Source organism: Halorussus halobius (assembly GCF_004765805.1).
Classification (GTDB): Archaea; Halobacteriota; Halobacteria; order Halobacteriales; family Haladaptataceae; genus Halorussus; species Halorussus halobius.
Genome location: NZ_SBIU01000003.1, coordinates 1012869 through 1027419, shown reverse-complemented (window position 1 = coordinate 1027419; position 14551 = coordinate 1012869). Strand labels below are relative to the sequence as shown.

15 protein-coding genes are annotated in these 14551 nt (G+C 54.8%); 5 read left to right on the top strand and 10 right to left on the bottom strand.

Features of this window, described 5'->3' with window-relative positions; translation table 11 throughout:
• The first annotated feature begins 40 nt into the window (after positions 1-40).
• The 3 genes from EPL03_RS11895 to EPL03_RS11885 all read left to right on the top strand — a co-directional run bounded on the left by EPL03_RS11895 (position 41) and on the right by EPL03_RS11885 (position 2744).
• On the top strand, positions 41-946 hold the full coding sequence (locus tag EPL03_RS11895) for an ADP-ribosylglycohydrolase family protein (RefSeq protein ID WP_135829504.1): 906 nt from the start codon (positions 41-43) through the stop codon (positions 944-946).
• 161 nt (positions 947-1107) lie between these two features.
• Positions 1108-1941 carry a type IV toxin-antitoxin system AbiEi family antitoxin domain-containing protein gene (locus EPL03_RS11890; protein WP_135829503.1) on the top strand — a complete coding sequence of 278 codons (834 nt, stop codon included), beginning with the start codon at positions 1108-1110 and terminating at the stop codon, positions 1939-1941.
• Positions 1938-2744: a nucleotidyl transferase AbiEii/AbiGii toxin family protein gene (locus tag EPL03_RS11885; RefSeq protein ID WP_135829502.1), complete on the top strand. Its 807-nt coding sequence runs from the start codon at positions 1938-1940 to the stop codon at positions 2742-2744. The genes EPL03_RS11890 and EPL03_RS11885 overlap by 4 nt, the downstream gene beginning before the upstream one ends.
• A 70-nt stretch (positions 2745-2814) precedes the next feature.
• Here the strand turns inward: EPL03_RS11885 and EPL03_RS11880 are convergent, their stop codons facing one another.
• From EPL03_RS11880 to EPL03_RS11865, 4 genes are all read right to left on the bottom strand, one after another.
• Positions 2815-3195, bottom strand: coding sequence for a hypothetical protein (locus EPL03_RS11880; protein WP_135829501.1), 381 nt, complete (start codon positions 3193-3195; stop codon positions 2815-2817).
• An 83-nt stretch (positions 3196-3278) separates the two neighbouring features.
• Positions 3279-4256, bottom strand: coding sequence for a tyrosine-type recombinase/integrase (locus EPL03_RS11875; RefSeq protein WP_135829500.1), 978 nt, complete (start codon positions 4254-4256; stop codon positions 3279-3281).
• Between the two features lie 292 nt (positions 4257-4548).
• Positions 4549-5166, bottom strand: a complete 618-nt coding sequence (locus EPL03_RS11870; RefSeq protein WP_135829499.1) for a tyrosine-type recombinase/integrase — start codon at positions 5164-5166, stop codon at positions 4549-4551.
• A 114-nt stretch (positions 5167-5280) separates the two neighbouring features.
• The gene (locus EPL03_RS11865; protein ID WP_135829498.1) at positions 5281-5622 is read right to left on the bottom strand and encodes a hypothetical protein; all 342 of its coding nucleotides are present in this window, start codon (positions 5620-5622) and stop codon (positions 5281-5283) included.
• 97 nt (positions 5623-5719) lie between these two features.
• Here EPL03_RS11865 and EPL03_RS11860 point away from each other — a divergent pair, with 97 nt between their 5' ends.
• Complete coding sequence (locus EPL03_RS11860; RefSeq protein WP_135829497.1) at positions 5720-6061, top strand: hypothetical protein; 342 nt, start codon at positions 5720-5722, stop codon at positions 6059-6061.
• A gap of 175 nt (positions 6062-6236) precedes the next feature.
• Positions 6237-7628 (top strand): ATP-binding protein, encoded by a 1392-nt coding sequence (locus tag EPL03_RS11855; protein WP_135829496.1) that lies wholly within the window; start codon positions 6237-6239, stop codon positions 7626-7628.
• Positions 7629-7791: 163 nt separating this feature from the next.
• Here the strand turns inward: EPL03_RS11855 and EPL03_RS11850 are convergent, their stop codons facing one another.
• From EPL03_RS11850 to EPL03_RS11820, 6 genes are all read right to left on the bottom strand, one after another.
• Entirely contained in the window at positions 7792-8286 is a 495-nt protein-coding gene (locus EPL03_RS11850) for a zinc ribbon domain-containing protein (RefSeq protein WP_135829495.1), read from the bottom strand.
• Positions 8287-8353: 67 nt separating this feature from the next.
• Complete coding sequence (locus EPL03_RS11845) at positions 8354-10447, bottom strand: hypothetical protein (RefSeq protein ID WP_135829494.1); 2094 nt, start codon at positions 10445-10447, stop codon at positions 8354-8356.
• 316 nt (positions 10448-10763) lie between these two features.
• On the bottom strand, positions 10764-11288 hold the full coding sequence (locus EPL03_RS11840; RefSeq protein WP_049993347.1) for a winged helix-turn-helix transcriptional regulator: 525 nt from the start codon (positions 11286-11288) through the stop codon (positions 10764-10766).
• A gap of 780 nt (positions 11289-12068) precedes the next feature.
• Complete coding sequence (locus EPL03_RS11830; RefSeq protein ID WP_135829493.1) at positions 12069-12254, bottom strand: hypothetical protein; 186 nt, start codon at positions 12252-12254, stop codon at positions 12069-12071.
• A gap of 354 nt (positions 12255-12608) precedes the next feature.
• The gene (locus EPL03_RS11825; protein ID WP_135829492.1) at positions 12609-13868 is read right to left on the bottom strand and encodes a site-specific integrase; all 1260 of its coding nucleotides are present in this window, start codon (positions 13866-13868) and stop codon (positions 12609-12611) included.
• Positions 13869-14114: 246 nt separating this feature from the next.
• Positions 14115-14468 carry a DUF2892 domain-containing protein gene (locus EPL03_RS11820; protein ID WP_135829491.1) on the bottom strand — a complete coding sequence of 118 codons (354 nt, stop codon included), beginning with the start codon at positions 14466-14468 and terminating at the stop codon, positions 14115-14117.
• Positions 14469-14551 lie beyond the last annotated feature (83 nt).

Below are 14551 nucleotides of genomic sequence, written 5' to 3'. Positions count from 1 at the left end.
GCGACCCTACATTTTTCGCAGCGGTAGTCGTTGATGACGTATGGATTTGGATCGGGCGCGTGGTGCGTTACTTGGATTAGCGTCTGGGGATGCGCTTGGCCGGCCAGTCGAGTTTACGTCTGCGTCGGAGATCTCCGCTGAGCACGGACGGCTTGACGAGATGGTGGGGCACGGCACGTGGAACCAACCGGCTGGGACGATCACGGACGACACCGAACAGGCGCTGTGTATTGCTCGAAGTCTCGTCGAACACCAAGCGTTCGAGCCGGCGGATATCGCTGACCGGTTTGTCGCGTGGTACGACAGTGGCCCGTTCGATATTGGAGGAATGACGAGGCGGTCGCTCACCCGGCTCAAACGCGGCGACGCGTGGAACAAGGCGGGTCAGCACGTGTGGGAGAACAGTCCGGAAGGGCAGAATGCGGGGAACGGGAGTGTGATGCGGTGTCCGCCGCTCGCCATCCCGTACGCGACGGAGTGGGATCGACTCGCCGAAGTGAGCCGGCAGTCCTCACAGATTACGCACGCTGACCCGCGGTGTACTGAAGGCTGCGCTGTCCTGAATCTCACAGTGGCTGGCCTCCTCGACGACGCGGACGCGCCGTTGCAGGATGCGCTCGATTCCGTCGGTGCAGACGCGCCTGGTGAGCTTGTGGCGGCGCTCGAACCACTCGCTCGTGGTGACTCACCCTCCACGCTGGAAACGTCAGGGTACGTCGTGCATTCACTACAGACGGCACTCCACGATGGCCTCATCGCGGACAGTGCTGAGGACGCGATTGTGACGGCGGTCAATCGTGGCGGTGATACCGATACGATTGGGGCGATTGCTGGCGCAGTCGCTGGCGCGCGGTTTGGAGCGTCACAGCTTCCGGATCGGTGGCTTGCTGCTATCGATGAGACTGACGAACTCGAATTACTGGCGGAGCAACTCGCGGCGGTATGATACAGGTGACGGAAGGAACACTCCTGTTTTGTGTCGGTGTCGAAGACATATTTAGAGTCTATGTATTATGAGCGGCTGTGGAGACGACTTTCATCAAAATGACTCTCAACGACTACCTTTATACCGAGAGAGGATTTAGACTCTATGTACGCTGAGCGGCTATGGAGTCAACAAACGACGAAGAGACTCAACGGAAGAGCCTGTCGACGCGTGAGTCGCGGGCACTGTCACGGCTCGCAAGCGAGAACCGGCAGGTCATCAGTATTAGTGACATCGCGGACGCGCTTGACATTCCGCGGAAGTCGGCAAAGGACATGGCGTATGCCCTCAAGGAGAAAGGGTGGCTTGAGCGGATCGCGCACGGGAAGTATCTGATTCTCCCGCTCTCTGCCGGTGAGAACGCCGTGTATACCGAGCACGAGTTCGTGATCGCGTCAGCACTTGTGGAGCCGATGTATATCGGGTACTGGAGTGCGTTGAATCACCACGGGCTGACCGAGCAGATGTCTCGCACAGTGTATGTCGTGACGACAGAGCGCGCCCAGGAGCGTGAAATCCACGGGGTCACGTACCGTCCGGTGACGGTTACTGAGCAGAAGTTCTTCGGGTATCAACCGACTGCGGTCGGGTCGAACCAGGTGAATCTGTCGAGTATCGAAAAGACGCTGGTCGATTGCGCCGACCATCCGGAGTTCTGCGGGGGTATCAGCGAGCTTGCGAAGGCAATGCAGAACGCCGTCGACACACGCTGTTCGTGGGAACGCGTCGTTGAGTACCTGCGGCGGGTTGGGAATGGTGCCGCAACCAAACGACTCGTGTATCTCGCCGACCAGTTGGACATCGACCTTCCGGAGTACCAGGACCTCGTCGAGAGCTTCACGACCGGGTACCCACTGCTCGATCCGACGAGAGAAGCGACGGGAACCCGGGACAGCACGTACCAACTCCGCCTAAATGTTGACCCCGAATCGCTCCTTCCTGGTGACTTCTCATGATTTCCGAAGCGCAACTCCGACGGCTGGCCAGAGAGCTGGATGTTCGACTCGGCTACGCGGAGAAGAACTACGTCAATTCGTGGATTCTGTGGGCGATCTACACGAGTCCCTACGGTGACAACCTGCTGTTCAAGGGCGGCACTGCGCTCAGCAAGTTGTACTTCCCGGAGACGTGGCGCTACTCGGAAGACCTCGATTTCGGTGTCGAGGGAGAGTATCACGGGAGCGAAGCGGGGTTGCAACGCGCATTGGAAGACGCGACCATCGCCTCCGATATCGACTTCGAGGTGACCAAACACCGCGAACTGCAGAAAGAAGCGTATCCGACGCACTACGTCGATATTGATATTCAGTACGACGCTGTGCTCGGTCACAAGAACACGACGAGTCTGGACGTGATGATCGATGAATACGTGGCGTTTGCTTCGGTGGACCATCGCCACGGTTACCAGGATGTCCCGGAATTCGAGCTGACCGCGTACAGCTTGGAAGAAATCTTCGCGGAGAAGTTACGAGCACTCTATCAGCGGTCACAGGCGCGTGACTACTACGACCTGTATCGGATGCTTACGGAGGCTGACGTTGATGACTCGGTTATTCTTCCGGCATTCATGCGGAAGTGCGACCACGACGGGCTAGACATTGACCTTCGGGACGGGCTTCCTGGAGAGAAACGGGACGAGATTCGTGACGGTTGGCAGAATACGCTTCCTGATTTGGTTGCAGACCTCCCCGAGTTCGGCACCGTGTATGACACACTCGAAGACTACGTCGATTCGCTAGTAGACGAGCAGCAACGCTAGTTCTGGAAGTGGGCAACGGCAGGACCGAGTGCCCGGGTGCGTTGGCTTTCGGTCACGTCGTACCGTTCTGCTATGCTATTGCGCCGGTGTCTTCGGCGATAACCGTTCCAGCTTCACAGACAGGGCATTGTTCGTCGACGAGTTCATCAATGGTCTTGACCGCGTTCGACCGGCACTCAGGACACGCTTTCTCATCTCTATCCAAGTCCAGATCTACCTGGGTTTCACAGTGGATGCAGAAGCAGTACGTGTTGAACCCGGTGCGACGGTCAATCTCTTCTTGGGATGCGTCCTCGCCGATCACTTCTCTCGCTCGCCCTATTTCCCCGGGATGTGGACAGTGGACGCGTTCGTCGTCATCCGCAATCGCGTACATGTAGTACCCCCAGCCGGACGGCATCTTGAAGTCACAGTCCGAGTTCGTACAGTAGAAATCGAATATTTGGGGCATTGATGCGCCATTCACCGGGATGCCAGTAATCTGTTTCCCAAACCCGAATCGCCGTCAGGTAAATCTTGTTCGGGGACCGTTGCTCAACTCGCTCCAGCGAGACGGGTGTAACCCGGTTCATCGAGCATCGATTGGTACGCGTGATCGATATCTCGGCCCGAGAGGTGGACGTAGCGACCGGGGACGCGTGACCCGGGAACCCACCCGAACCAGACGCACATCTGTGCTTCTGTGAGGTAGTTCGCTAGGTAGGTTGCGCGACTATGTCTGAAATGGTGGGGATTGACGGATTTTTCAATTCCGACGCGCTCTCGCGCCTTGTTGAGAATCCGTAGTCGGATGTATTGGTAGCTGATCGTTTCATCTGGAGAGCCTTGCTTTTCGTCGATTTTGCACCATAACGGCGCATCTGGCCGTCTGTTGGGATGGGCTGAAAGCCACGAGTCGAAGTACGATTCAGATTCGAGCAGTAGTAGTCGGCGTGAACCGGTCTTCCCTGCAACGACGACTTGCTTTCCCAGTGTCGTGTTCTCGATGTGGCTTACTTGGAGGTCGATGAGTTCGCCAATCCTGGCTCCGGTTTCCCACAGTACAGCGATGAATGCGCGGTCACGTTCGTTGCGACACGCATCGACTAACGCCTGGACATCGCGTGGTGTGAGGAGACTTTGTGGGAGGATTCGTTTCTGCTCTACCGGCCCGCGCCGGATCCACTTGGTTTCCTCGGGGTCCTCGCCATCGTTCATCCACTTCCAAAACTGCTTGATCGCCTGCTTGTAATCAACGACTGTCGAAGCGCTCGTTCCGCGGGTGTACAGCCACGCGACGAGATCCACGATATCGTCTTTGTCGAGTTCCGTAAACGGGGTCTGACCGACGTGGTCAGTGATGATTTTGAAATGAGAGAGTACTTTTTGTTGTTGTGCGGGACTGATGTCCGCGAGAACCATGTCCCTGTGATACGCCTGAACCAGTCGCTTATTCTCCGGGTGGATATGCGTGGCTGACTCAACGTAGTTCAGTACTCGGGCGGCTGCCGCTTCGTAGTCCATCGTCGGCATGCCATCCAGACAGGGTCTCTACGGAGATAATCCGCGCGATAAGCGCGTCCAATTGTTGTTCGATTCCCGTGGGTCACATCGAGATATTCAGCCGTGGCCACAGGCCTTGGCGATATATTCGTACTGTGAGTCGCTCCCGATTGCTCTCAGTTGGCGTGTCTTTTTCGGCCCTCCCTGCGTTTCGATTGGGATCGATGAGCGCCCCTCAGCTTCCAGCCCATCCACGGCGTTGGACGTGTTAATAGTTGCTGCGAAGTCGCGTTGGAAAGCCGATCATTGTCCTCAAGCTGGATTAGACCTTCAGCATATGATCGTAGATTCGTTCAGTGGTCTGGATACTGCGATGTCGTAATCGATTCCGGACATCGTAGAGCGTATTTTCGTCTTCTTCGTTCATCATTCTGTAGGCGACACTATGTCGGAGTGCGTGCGGTGTCACGTCACTGGCGTTACCCCGAGTGCCATCAATCTTGTATGGCCGAACCTCTGCTTCCTCGGCGATCTTGTGAAGCATATTCCGAACACCTTGTTCAGAAATCCGATCAGAGGATCGAGACGGGAAGAGTGCTTGCGGGTCTTTCCAGCGGGAGTTAAGATATGCTGAGAGCAATCGTGCCGTGTCCTTCGATAGTGTGAGGGTCACAGGCGGTGGGGAATTTTCGTTCGGGTAATCCTTCTGGAGGTCTGTCGGGAGATAGAGTTCCGAGTTTCCGTTTCGAAGCAACGGCTTGTCAATCTGGACGAGTTCTCCAACGCGGAGTCCAGTATCGTACGTGAACGTGATGATCGCTTCGTTACGTTGTTGGAGGTATTCTGCACCGGTGGTGTAGCATGCTGATCGGAGTGCTTCGACTTGGTCCGGTGTCATCCATACCTTCGCGCGAACTTTGGAGTTTGCAAGACTGCTCATTTCGGGATGCCCTCTTTATATACTGCTATTGGCCTGGACGCCCTTAACTTTGGAGTCTACAAAGAGACTCCAAAGTTGAGGAACGAACTTCTCGACTGAGCTTCTCTTTGCTGCTCACGACTCGGTTATTTGTTCATCAAGGAGCTCCCGGAGATAGGAACGACTGGCAACGCCGACCTCAATCCCGCGAACGTAGTCTTCTTCGCCAAAGACTTTGACGCCAGCTGAGCGTTGGGTGAATCCCTCAATGAGGACGAGACAGATACACTCGGTAACTGCAGATTTGCTATGCGCTTCGACAGCAGTGCTGACGTATCGATCGAAGTGGGCGTCCGGGTCCTGTTCCGGTCGGGGATCAGCCGCTCGTTCTAAGGTGAGCTCAATGACGTCATCGACGGAGGGATGGGCCGAGTTTCCCGTATTCTCCCGCACACGATACGTTTCGTCTGTGGACATGGCGACACGTTCTATTTCGAGTGGCAAAAGCACAGTTGGCGATCAATCGAGAACCACGTCATCGAAGGTTTTCTTCTCCCACGACCTACGATGAGGCATGCATTCAAATCACGTCGGATCTGACTGGACAGTCGAGTGGGCGACACCTACGCCAGATGGTGACGGGTATCTGGATAACTTGGTGTTGAGCCGTGATCAGGCACGTGCCTATGGCGACGAGCTTGTGATGTCTTTACGCGTGGACGAGGAGATGTTGCAAGAGCGGGGGATAGATCCTACTGAGCCGTTTGCCTGGAAGATTGAGGACGGTGAGTTACTGACAAAGCAGATTTCGCGCCAGGCGTTCGAAACCGTTGCAGAGAGTGATCGAGATGATGCCGGGTATGCCAGTCACGTACTGGACGGGCGAGCGAGACGACGGATAAGCGACACACGGTAGCCGCCGGTCGGAGGCGAGACACCAGCCGTGCTTGAAGTCGCCTCGGCAATAGAGGGCTGTTTCTGCTGTCACCGAATTATATCTGGGGACAATCGTCAATTAGCCAATTCTCAGTTAGCCTATTCTGTATTAGGCTATTCGAGAGTTTTATCTGGTTGGGCGGCAGTCAAAGGATATGGAGCGATTCGTGGATCGGGAAGATGAACTCAGTCGGCTTCGAGACTGCTATGAGTCGGACGACGCTGATATGGTCGTGATTTTCGGGCGTCGTCGTCTCGGGAAAACCGAACTCGTCCGCGAGTCACTAACAAACCGCGATGACGCCGTTCTGTACCAAGCGACTGAAACAACCCGGCAAATCCAACTGGACGCGTTTGTGGATGTAGCGGCTGAGTCGTTTCCTGGGATTGACCGGATCGAGAACGAGTGGGAATCGCTGCTTGGGTATCTCGCTGACCAGGATGCGGTCATCGTGCTGGACGAGTTCCCGTACCTGATTGACGCCGACGAGAGTCTTCCGTCGGTTATCCAGCGACTCTGGGATCAGGAGTTGCGTGACACGGGCGTGACGCTCGTGCTCGTCGGATCCTCGATTAGTATGATGGAGGAGGCGACACTCCTCGGGAACAGTCCGTTGTATGGCCGATTCACCGAGAAGATCGATCTCCGCCAGCTCAACTTTTCTGCCGTGCGGACGTTCTTTCCCGAAAGCTACACCCCCGAACAACTGCTGTTCGCGTGGGGCGTGTTCGGCGGGACACCGTACTACTTGGACGGCATCGACCTGGATGGTGACCTCGGAACAGTCATCCAGCAGTCGCTGCTGTCACGGCAGGGATTCCTGCATGACGAACCGGAGTACGTCCTTCGGACTGAGTTGACTGAACCGAACCGGTACTTTGCTATTCTGAAGGCGATCGCGGCCGGGAACACGACGTCGAATGAAATCGCGCAAACGGTCGGGATCGAGAGTAAGCAGATTTCGACGTATACGCAGAAACTGGAGCGGCTACGGCTGGTCGAACGGGAGGTGCCGGTGACGGAAGATAAGGCGAAGTCACGGCGCGGGCGGTACCGGATTCTCGACCCGTTGTTCCGGTTTTGGTTCCGGTTCGTCTACGGGAACGAAGACCGGTACGAGCGATTGGGGGCCGATGCGTACGAGACGGTTATCGAACCGGAACTAGCGGATTTCGTGAGCCCGGCATTCGAAACTCGGTGTCAAGATATCTTGCCTGATCTCTATCCCGATACGATGTTCACCGACATCGGACGCTGGTGGTACAACGAACACGAAGTGGATGTCGTCGGGCTCACCGCAAACGGGACGATGGTGACGGGCGAGTGCAAGTTCACGTCTGCACCGTTCGATTACAGCGCGCTCGCCTCACTTGAATCCCACACGGAGGAAATTCGATGGTCGCCCGATGGTACAGGCGTTGAGCACGAGTATGCGTTGTTCGCCCGGAACGGATTCACGCAGTCTGTTCATGATTCGGCAGCCGATCGTGACGACCTGCAGTTGTTCGATCTTGAGCAAATCGTTGACCCGAGCGCGTCGCAGTAGGTGCGTCGAGAACTGTGGGATCGACCGATGTCGAGAGAATAGTGATCGACATCTTCGATTCTGTTTCCAAAGCGTGTGCTGCCCATCAGTCGGCGCGTACAAGCAGGCCCTTAGTTGCGCAGGAACAATGGAAGCTGTGGAATCGCGGGACTACTACTGTTCGTTACCGGAGTTCTGCGCCACAGTTCGGACAGAAGCGTTCGTCGCCGTCCAGCAGGTGGAGACACTCGACACAGACACGGTTGCTTGGCGGCGTGGCGATATCTTCGAGGAAGTCCATGGCTGTTCGGTCCTCGACACCTGGTCCGTAGCCGTCAGCATAGCCCGGCAGCGTCGAAGCCCACTGGACAGTCCCTTCGTCATCAACGAGTGCGATGTTGCCGGCAATATCGAACTTGCCGTACCGTTTGAACCCTTCCGAGGGGGTCGGTTCGATGGACTGGTTTAGGGCACGGTTCCGTTTGAGATCGCGTTCGTAGATGTCTTCTGGCGTCGAAGCCCGCACCTCACCGGGGAACTCCGTGATCGGCCCATGCTGTTCGTCGATACGGTCAATCTCCACCACGATACCGTGGTTGTCGTGGAGCGTCCGTAACAGTTGGAGAACGTACTCGTGGTGTTCACGAATGTCGGAATCAGCGTAGTATCGGAATCTCATGGTTGATTCGACGTGTAAGATGAGGTTAGTGGCTTATTCTGGTACGCCACTCTCGGCTTGTCGCATCCTATTCTGACCAGAAGGCATCGTAGTCCACTGGATCAAACGCTACGTCCCGAATTGCTTGAAGGAGTTGGGTATCGGTGACATCAAGCCGAAGCCCGCGTGGTGAGAGGCACCGATTGATCATCGTGTGCCAATTGTAAAACAGAATAGCGATGTGCATGCCGTACAGACGCTGTTTGGGATCTTTGCCCTTGATGTGTGGCATAAAATTATGGACAATCTGGCCGATAGTCGGTTCGATGGCCCACCGCTGGATATACTCATCTCGAACGCCAGCCCCTGAGCGATACCGTAGGGAGCGGTCCGTAAGATACGTCGCATGCGTGGCATGTTTATTGATGCCAACCCCGTCCTGTGCAGCTAGGTCCGAAAACGCTTCAGTAAGCATCGGTATTGCATCGTCAGGAACTAGTGGACCCTGAACCCTGGTATCCCCCTCATCTCCGGTCGCAAGTGGAACGCGAACCTTTTCGCCGTCTTCTTCATGTTGTATCTCTTCTGTTAATACCTTCTCAGGGTCGATCTCGACGAGGTCCGGATCATCACTGTTGTATGGATATGTGACCACATTTGGCTTGGGCTCTACGTTCCACTTCACGTCCTGAGCGAATCCGATGCAGTTGCTTGGCGTCAACCGTCTCAAACCTTTGATAATCGTGTGGTCCGGCGCACTGATGACCCAATCGTCGCCCGCGAAGCGTCGGACTGTCTCGATCAGTTCGCCCCCGATGATTTCGCTGTCGATGAAAATAGAGTCGATATCGACGGTGTCGAAGGTATTCGATAGAATCTCAGCAAGAGCCGTCGGATAGTCATATAGTGTCGCTACCAAACGACCGCCGAGGACAAATCGGCTCTCTGTGTCAATGCCACCGGCGACGAGAAAGGTCCACTGCTCAGTAACGGCGTCGTTGTCAGCTTTCGGTGGACGACCGATTGTGGCTTCAAGAGAGTCTCCTGTCCAATCGATGCGGAACATATCAGCGCCAATATTGAGCGGATCTGACCGTGACCAAAATCCAAACTCCTTCGCTAGGGCCAGCGTCCGGGTATGTACCGCATCGAATTGTGCATCGATGGATGGTATCGAAGCGGGATCTGCGTCAGGAGTAAAGTCGCGTAAGTCATACTCGGCCGGTACTCGTTCAGGGACGTAGTTGTGTAGCCAGCCGCCGGATGGGATATTCTCTCGGGGATAGTCCCAATCACAGACATCTTTCATTTCTTCTAAGCCACAGTCAAATAGTGCCGATGTAGCGAGGGCACCGATAAACGCCCGCATATCGTGATTAACCTTCTCGGTAGTGCGGCCGAACGTTAGCGGGTCGGTGGTGTGATCCAGCAAGAGACGCACCCAATTTCGTAGTTCTTCTTTTTTCGTCTCACGTGAGACTGACTTCTCATTTAGTGGCGGCGCAACAGCATCAAAACTGTACGATTCCTTGATTGCGTCCGGTGGAACGACTCCCGCTCGAAAGACAGCATACACAGTCCTGGTAACCGCATCTTTGAAGGCATCCAGATCTATATCGTTGCCTTCGCTAAGCTCGCGGAACTCACGCTGTAAGACGTTGTACGAGGGGATATCATCCGGCCCTTCGTACCCGAGCAGTGTATGAACGACAGAATCGACAGGATCGGGACCAGATAAGTACGCATGCAGTTCCGTCCCATTTTGCCCGCGCGCCAATCGCAGAAAGAGCGCTTTCAGCCGGCGCTCGGGGATATCAAGTTCCGCCGTATTAATCCCCTCAAGTGCCAGTTTCTCGTCACAGAGATTCAGAACAACCTCATCATAGAGCTTCCCACCATCGTTCTCATACTCTGATATATCCTTCCAGAAATCACGATTCTCGGCATGAAACTGCGCAGTGAGGTGTGTCCGACGGAATAACGTCTCAACGTCATCAACGGGCGAAGAGACTTGGATGTCAATCCCACGGCGTTCTATCGGTCCATACTTCCGTCTATCCGAATCAACGCCATCCTTCTCTGGAAACGGTGCATAGGCAGTCGGCGCTGTGTAGGTGCCATCGTCTGGTGCCTGCACAGGAGCTGAGTCATCAGTATGCTTGATTGGAGGGCCGTCGTACACCAAATATAGATTATCATAACTTGTGGTGCGTGATAAGTGATTGCCCCCGTATTCAGATGCCGCAACAGTTGCTAAGAGCAAAATAAGTCGCCTCTTGGGTTCTATAATATGGCCCCATAGAATGAGTGTCGCTGTCTGTCGATATCCCCCACAGACCGAGAAGAATTCACGTCGGCGACAAATTATAATGTGTCTTATTTTTCAATATTGGGTAAAAACAACCGAACGTAGTGTCCTCCACGTCGGAATCATCTCTAAAGTATACAGAATCCATCAAGAGCAAAATATACAGCCACTTGAGTGTTGATTGTGGTGCTCACGTTTCAGAGTCGTCTGTTTTGATCTCGTCTTGGAAGTTCGAGACAGCATCGGCGTGTTGTTCGGTGGCCTGTCGTTTGCGTTCCGTTGTCTCAGCGATATTGTTGTGTTGAGCGATCTCAGCGAGGTCTTCAGCTTCAGGGTTGAGTTGGTATAGCTTGATTTTCCCGCCATCATCTGGATATTGGAAATACTCTTTCCAGAGTCCAGTTTTGGCACCTTCGGTGAGCCGACTTGCAACCGTGCCGTGGCTCACCGCGAGTGCATCATCGATTTCGCTGAATCGCTTGGGCCCATCAGCGAGCTGAGCGAGGATTTCTACTGCGCCTTTCTTCTGGAAGAAGTCTCTGACCTTCTGATGATCAATCTCGGTTTCCGGTTCATCATCCGGTTTTGTATCTTCAGTAGCGTCTACGGATTTACTGTTCTTATCAGGGTATTCAGAGCCCGAGTTGCTGGTTTTCTCTAAATTCCCGACAGTCTCTGTTTCGTCATCAGAGGTGTTTGAGGTGTCGTTCGGCATGTTGTTATCCTCCTCTTCGGGCTCCAAGGTTTTAACTTACAGTGAATCAAACCACTACTTACTCAAAATTAGAACTACTATGCATTTGAGCAACAATCGACCGAACAGAGGTGAACAGAGTCAACATGAGTTCTGAAGCTTCTGACTCATACCAGTCGGCTATCGACACGGCAGAGGACCTACGAGATGATTTGGAGGCAATCGCAGCGAGCGATCTCCCGTTCGCCTACGACGCCGAACGCATCTTAGAAGAATTAGATCGAACACGAGGTGACGACTCAGAGTGAGGTGACGTGCCGACCAGAAAACACTCGAAGAACAGTTACCAGCGATTCTCCACGAGCAATTTCAACTGGATGGACTGCCGCGCGACCACGAACCATCCTGGGAATACATCACCGCGAATACCCGGTACTCTGCGGAAGGACTGAACAACAGGTCCAAAGAATTGTACGGACAAACCCTCCTCGAATTTCTCAGAGAGCAGGGTTTGGTGTCCGCAAAAACGGGAGATGGCCCACCGGTGATGAAGCGACCATTCAGTCTCTGGAATACTACGTCAATAGTACTTAGGAACGAATCGACCTCTGAGGGGAGAGGTGGCCGAATTCGGGCGCTTCAGACCGTCGAATAGTCCAAGTTTTCATCACGTGGTTGGGCGTCCGCTGGGACGTCGGTGGCGTGCGTCTGCAGCGTGGTAGGGGGTTGTCCCGCCGTATCGTAGTGATAGGGTTACTGGGCTGCCCGCGCTTGACGGCTCTGCTCAACTGTGAACTGAACTTACCGACTGAGATCTTCTCGCAGTTCCGCTTCTAAGTTAGTAAGTTCTGCATCGAGTTCAGCATCATCCACCTGCTCTGGTGGCTTGTCTTCTTCATCTTCGGCGTGATCATCGATTGGATGGCTGAACATCCGATCTAACTGATCGAGACTAGTGAAGTAGCGCCGGAACTCTTCCTCGTCCATAATAGAAGGTGTATACTCTATTGACAAAACTTCGATGCCGATTACGGATCGTAGCCCTTGCCATGTATCAATTCCATATGTCGTTTTTATCACTATCTGTGTTGAGTGGCTTGTGACCCCTCCGAAATCACAAGGGGGAGTTCTGTCCGGTGGATTTGGTTGAGTCTACCAACCGCCGAAAGTCAATGAGATATCATCCCGCTGCTGTACAGCGAATCTGAGTTGACTGAATTGGTTCGGTTGTGAGAGGATACAAATCGAAAACGAACAGGGGACTAGTTATAACTGAAAAATGATATCAGAGAACAAGACCGAATCTAACTCTATCTTGGGGCTTTACCGGAAGTGTATGTTCTATATCTCAAGCCCCAATGAACGGAGTTCCTCGATCTCGCTTTGGATGCTCTTGACTCGCTCTTTCATGTCGCCATCAGCTTCCAACGCGGAGTCGAAGAGTCGTTCTTCCCGTTCTTCGAGCCGCTCGACACCCTTCGGACCCAGAGCCTGCCCACACCACATACATTGGGCTTCTCCCCTGGGCGTATCGCGTTGACAACGTGGACACTGCACCGGCCCGATATCCTCGATCTCATCCTCCGAAACGTCTACTCCATGGGCACGGGCCACTTCACGAGCAGTATCCTCCCGGAACACATCGATATATCGTCGAGCTTCATCGCTGTTTTTCACCCAGCCATGATGGTTCTCTATATGATTCTGTGACACGTTCTTTCGCGCGAGGTAACTCGCGGAAGACTTCCGCATCCGCGTGAATTCCATCTTCGATGGCTTTCTGAGATCGCCGTTATCAACCGCTCGCTTGACGGGTGCTCGAAGCATCTTCAACTTCATGTTGTAGCTCACATCCCGCCCGGTGTCTAAGTCCGACCAAAGCGGTGCATCAGGCTCGTTACCCCGAGGGTGAACCTCTAACCAGCGTTTGAGGTATGGGACTGATGAGATGAGCACCATTGAGCGGCGACCTTTCTTCCCATCAACGGTGATCTCCATCCCGTACTTGTGGTCACTAACGTCACCAACAGTGAGTTCACGAAACTCCCCGGAGCGTGGACCAGCATCCCAGTCTACAGCGACCGCTGCCTTGTTGCGTGCGTATTTAGCGTTATTCAGGACGGGAACAATGTGATCGTCCCACCACCACATCTTCGTCGGGTCGGGCTTTGGATCATAGTCCTTAGGGAGATCAGCCGAGATCCACTCAACGCTTGATGGTTTCTCTTCCTCGTAATCACCTTCTGTTAGGTGCCCACCAAGCATTCGTAGCGCGACTCGATGGTCACGTTTCGACTCTTCGTTATCATAGTTCGCGTTGATCCACCTGACGTATTTCTTCGCGGCGTCTTTCTCTGTCTTTGACTCTCCGATGATTTCTGCTAAATCTGGCTTGGGTAGTTCATCTGGGGAGTATTTGGACGAATCCCCAGCCATCATCGTGCAGTGCTGGAGGAGCTTTGACCATCGCCCCACAGAGTAGTTATGCACCCCGAGCTCTGAAGAGAACTTCAGGAGGACGTCCTTATCTTCTGGTGCGAGGGTCTCCGAATTCTCAATCCGCGTGTGGAGTGTTTCGATCGCGGGTGGCAACCTTGGCATACTCTAATTTAGAACGGGTAGGCATTTGAACTCTTGGTATATGTCCGGGAGGCGGCATTTTCCTGCGAACAACGTGAACGAGCGCAGCGACTGAACTGTGAGCAGCGAAAGCGCTCCCGAGCGGATTCGAACCCTGTCGGAGGAACCCCGCCCAGCGGAGCGAGCAGGAACCTCTGACTCCGGTTCAAAGCCAGTCAGGGTCGACCGTCTCGGTTCACGCGCCGCACGTCACGCCGACGATACCGACTACCGACAGGCGTCGTGGACGATTTCGCCGCTCTCGTTCGGCCCGCGGGACTCGCCCAACTGGATGGGTTCCCCGCACGCCGCACAGCGCAGTTCCGCGTCCTCGTCGGTCGCGCCGACGCCGTCGTCGGTCGAATCGGCGCTCTCATCAGCCCCGCCGAGGTCGACGGCTTCCGCCGGCTCGGGGGACTCGCTCGTGGCGGCGTAGCCCAGCGCGAGCGCGCCGACGCCCGCCAGCGCGCCGCGCGCCCGCTTGCCCGACCAGAGCCACCGAATCGCTGCGACGCCGAGGAAGGCGGCGACGAGTACGCGAGCGAGCGTTCCGCGACTGCTGACGTCCGTATCGAAGTCCATGGGTGGACATCGGACTGGGACCCCTTGTAGTTCATCCCCGCGAGCCGCCGGAGCAATCTTCAAGCCCGTCGCCCGCGACGGTC

Coding starts and splice junctions, on each gene's coding strand:
- EPL03_RS11895 (WP_135829504.1), top strand. CDS start 41: ATGGATTTGGATCGGGCGCGTGGTGCGTTACTTGGATTAGCGTCTGGG.
- EPL03_RS11890 (WP_135829503.1), top strand. CDS start 1,108: ATGGAGTCAACAAACGACGAAGAGACTCAACGGAAGAGCCTGTCGACG.
- EPL03_RS11865 (WP_135829498.1), bottom strand. CDS start 5,622: ATGTCCACAGACGAAACGTATCGTGTGCGGGAGAATACGGGAAACTCG.
- EPL03_RS11840 (WP_049993347.1), bottom strand. CDS start 11,288: ATGCCGAACGACACCTCAAACACCTCTGATGACGAAACAGAGACTGTC.
- EPL03_RS11870 (WP_135829499.1), bottom strand. CDS start 5,166: ATGAGCAGTCTTGCAAACTCCAAAGTTCGCGCGAAGGTATGGATGACA.
- EPL03_RS11825 (WP_135829492.1), bottom strand. CDS start 13,868: ATGCCAAGGTTGCCACCCGCGATCGAAACACTCCACACGCGGATTGAG.
- EPL03_RS11830 (WP_135829493.1), bottom strand. CDS start 12,254: ATGGACGAGGAAGAGTTCCGGCGCTACTTCACTAGTCTCGATCAGTTA.
- EPL03_RS11885 (WP_135829502.1), top strand. CDS start 1,938: ATGATTTCCGAAGCGCAACTCCGACGGCTGGCCAGAGAGCTGGATGTT.
- EPL03_RS11875 (WP_135829500.1), bottom strand. CDS start 4,256: ATGCCGACGATGGACTACGAAGCGGCAGCCGCCCGAGTACTGAACTAC.
- EPL03_RS11880 (WP_135829501.1), bottom strand. CDS start 3,195: ATGCCCCAAATATTCGATTTCTACTGTACGAACTCGGACTGTGACTTC.
- EPL03_RS11855 (WP_135829496.1), top strand. CDS start 6,237: ATGGAGCGATTCGTGGATCGGGAAGATGAACTCAGTCGGCTTCGAGAC.
- EPL03_RS11860 (WP_135829497.1), top strand. CDS start 5,720: ATGCATTCAAATCACGTCGGATCTGACTGGACAGTCGAGTGGGCGACA.
- EPL03_RS11820 (WP_135829491.1), bottom strand. CDS start 14,468: ATGGACTTCGATACGGACGTCAGCAGTCGCGGAACGCTCGCTCGCGTA.
- EPL03_RS11850 (WP_135829495.1), bottom strand. CDS start 8,286: ATGAGATTCCGATACTACGCTGATTCCGACATTCGTGAACACCACGAG.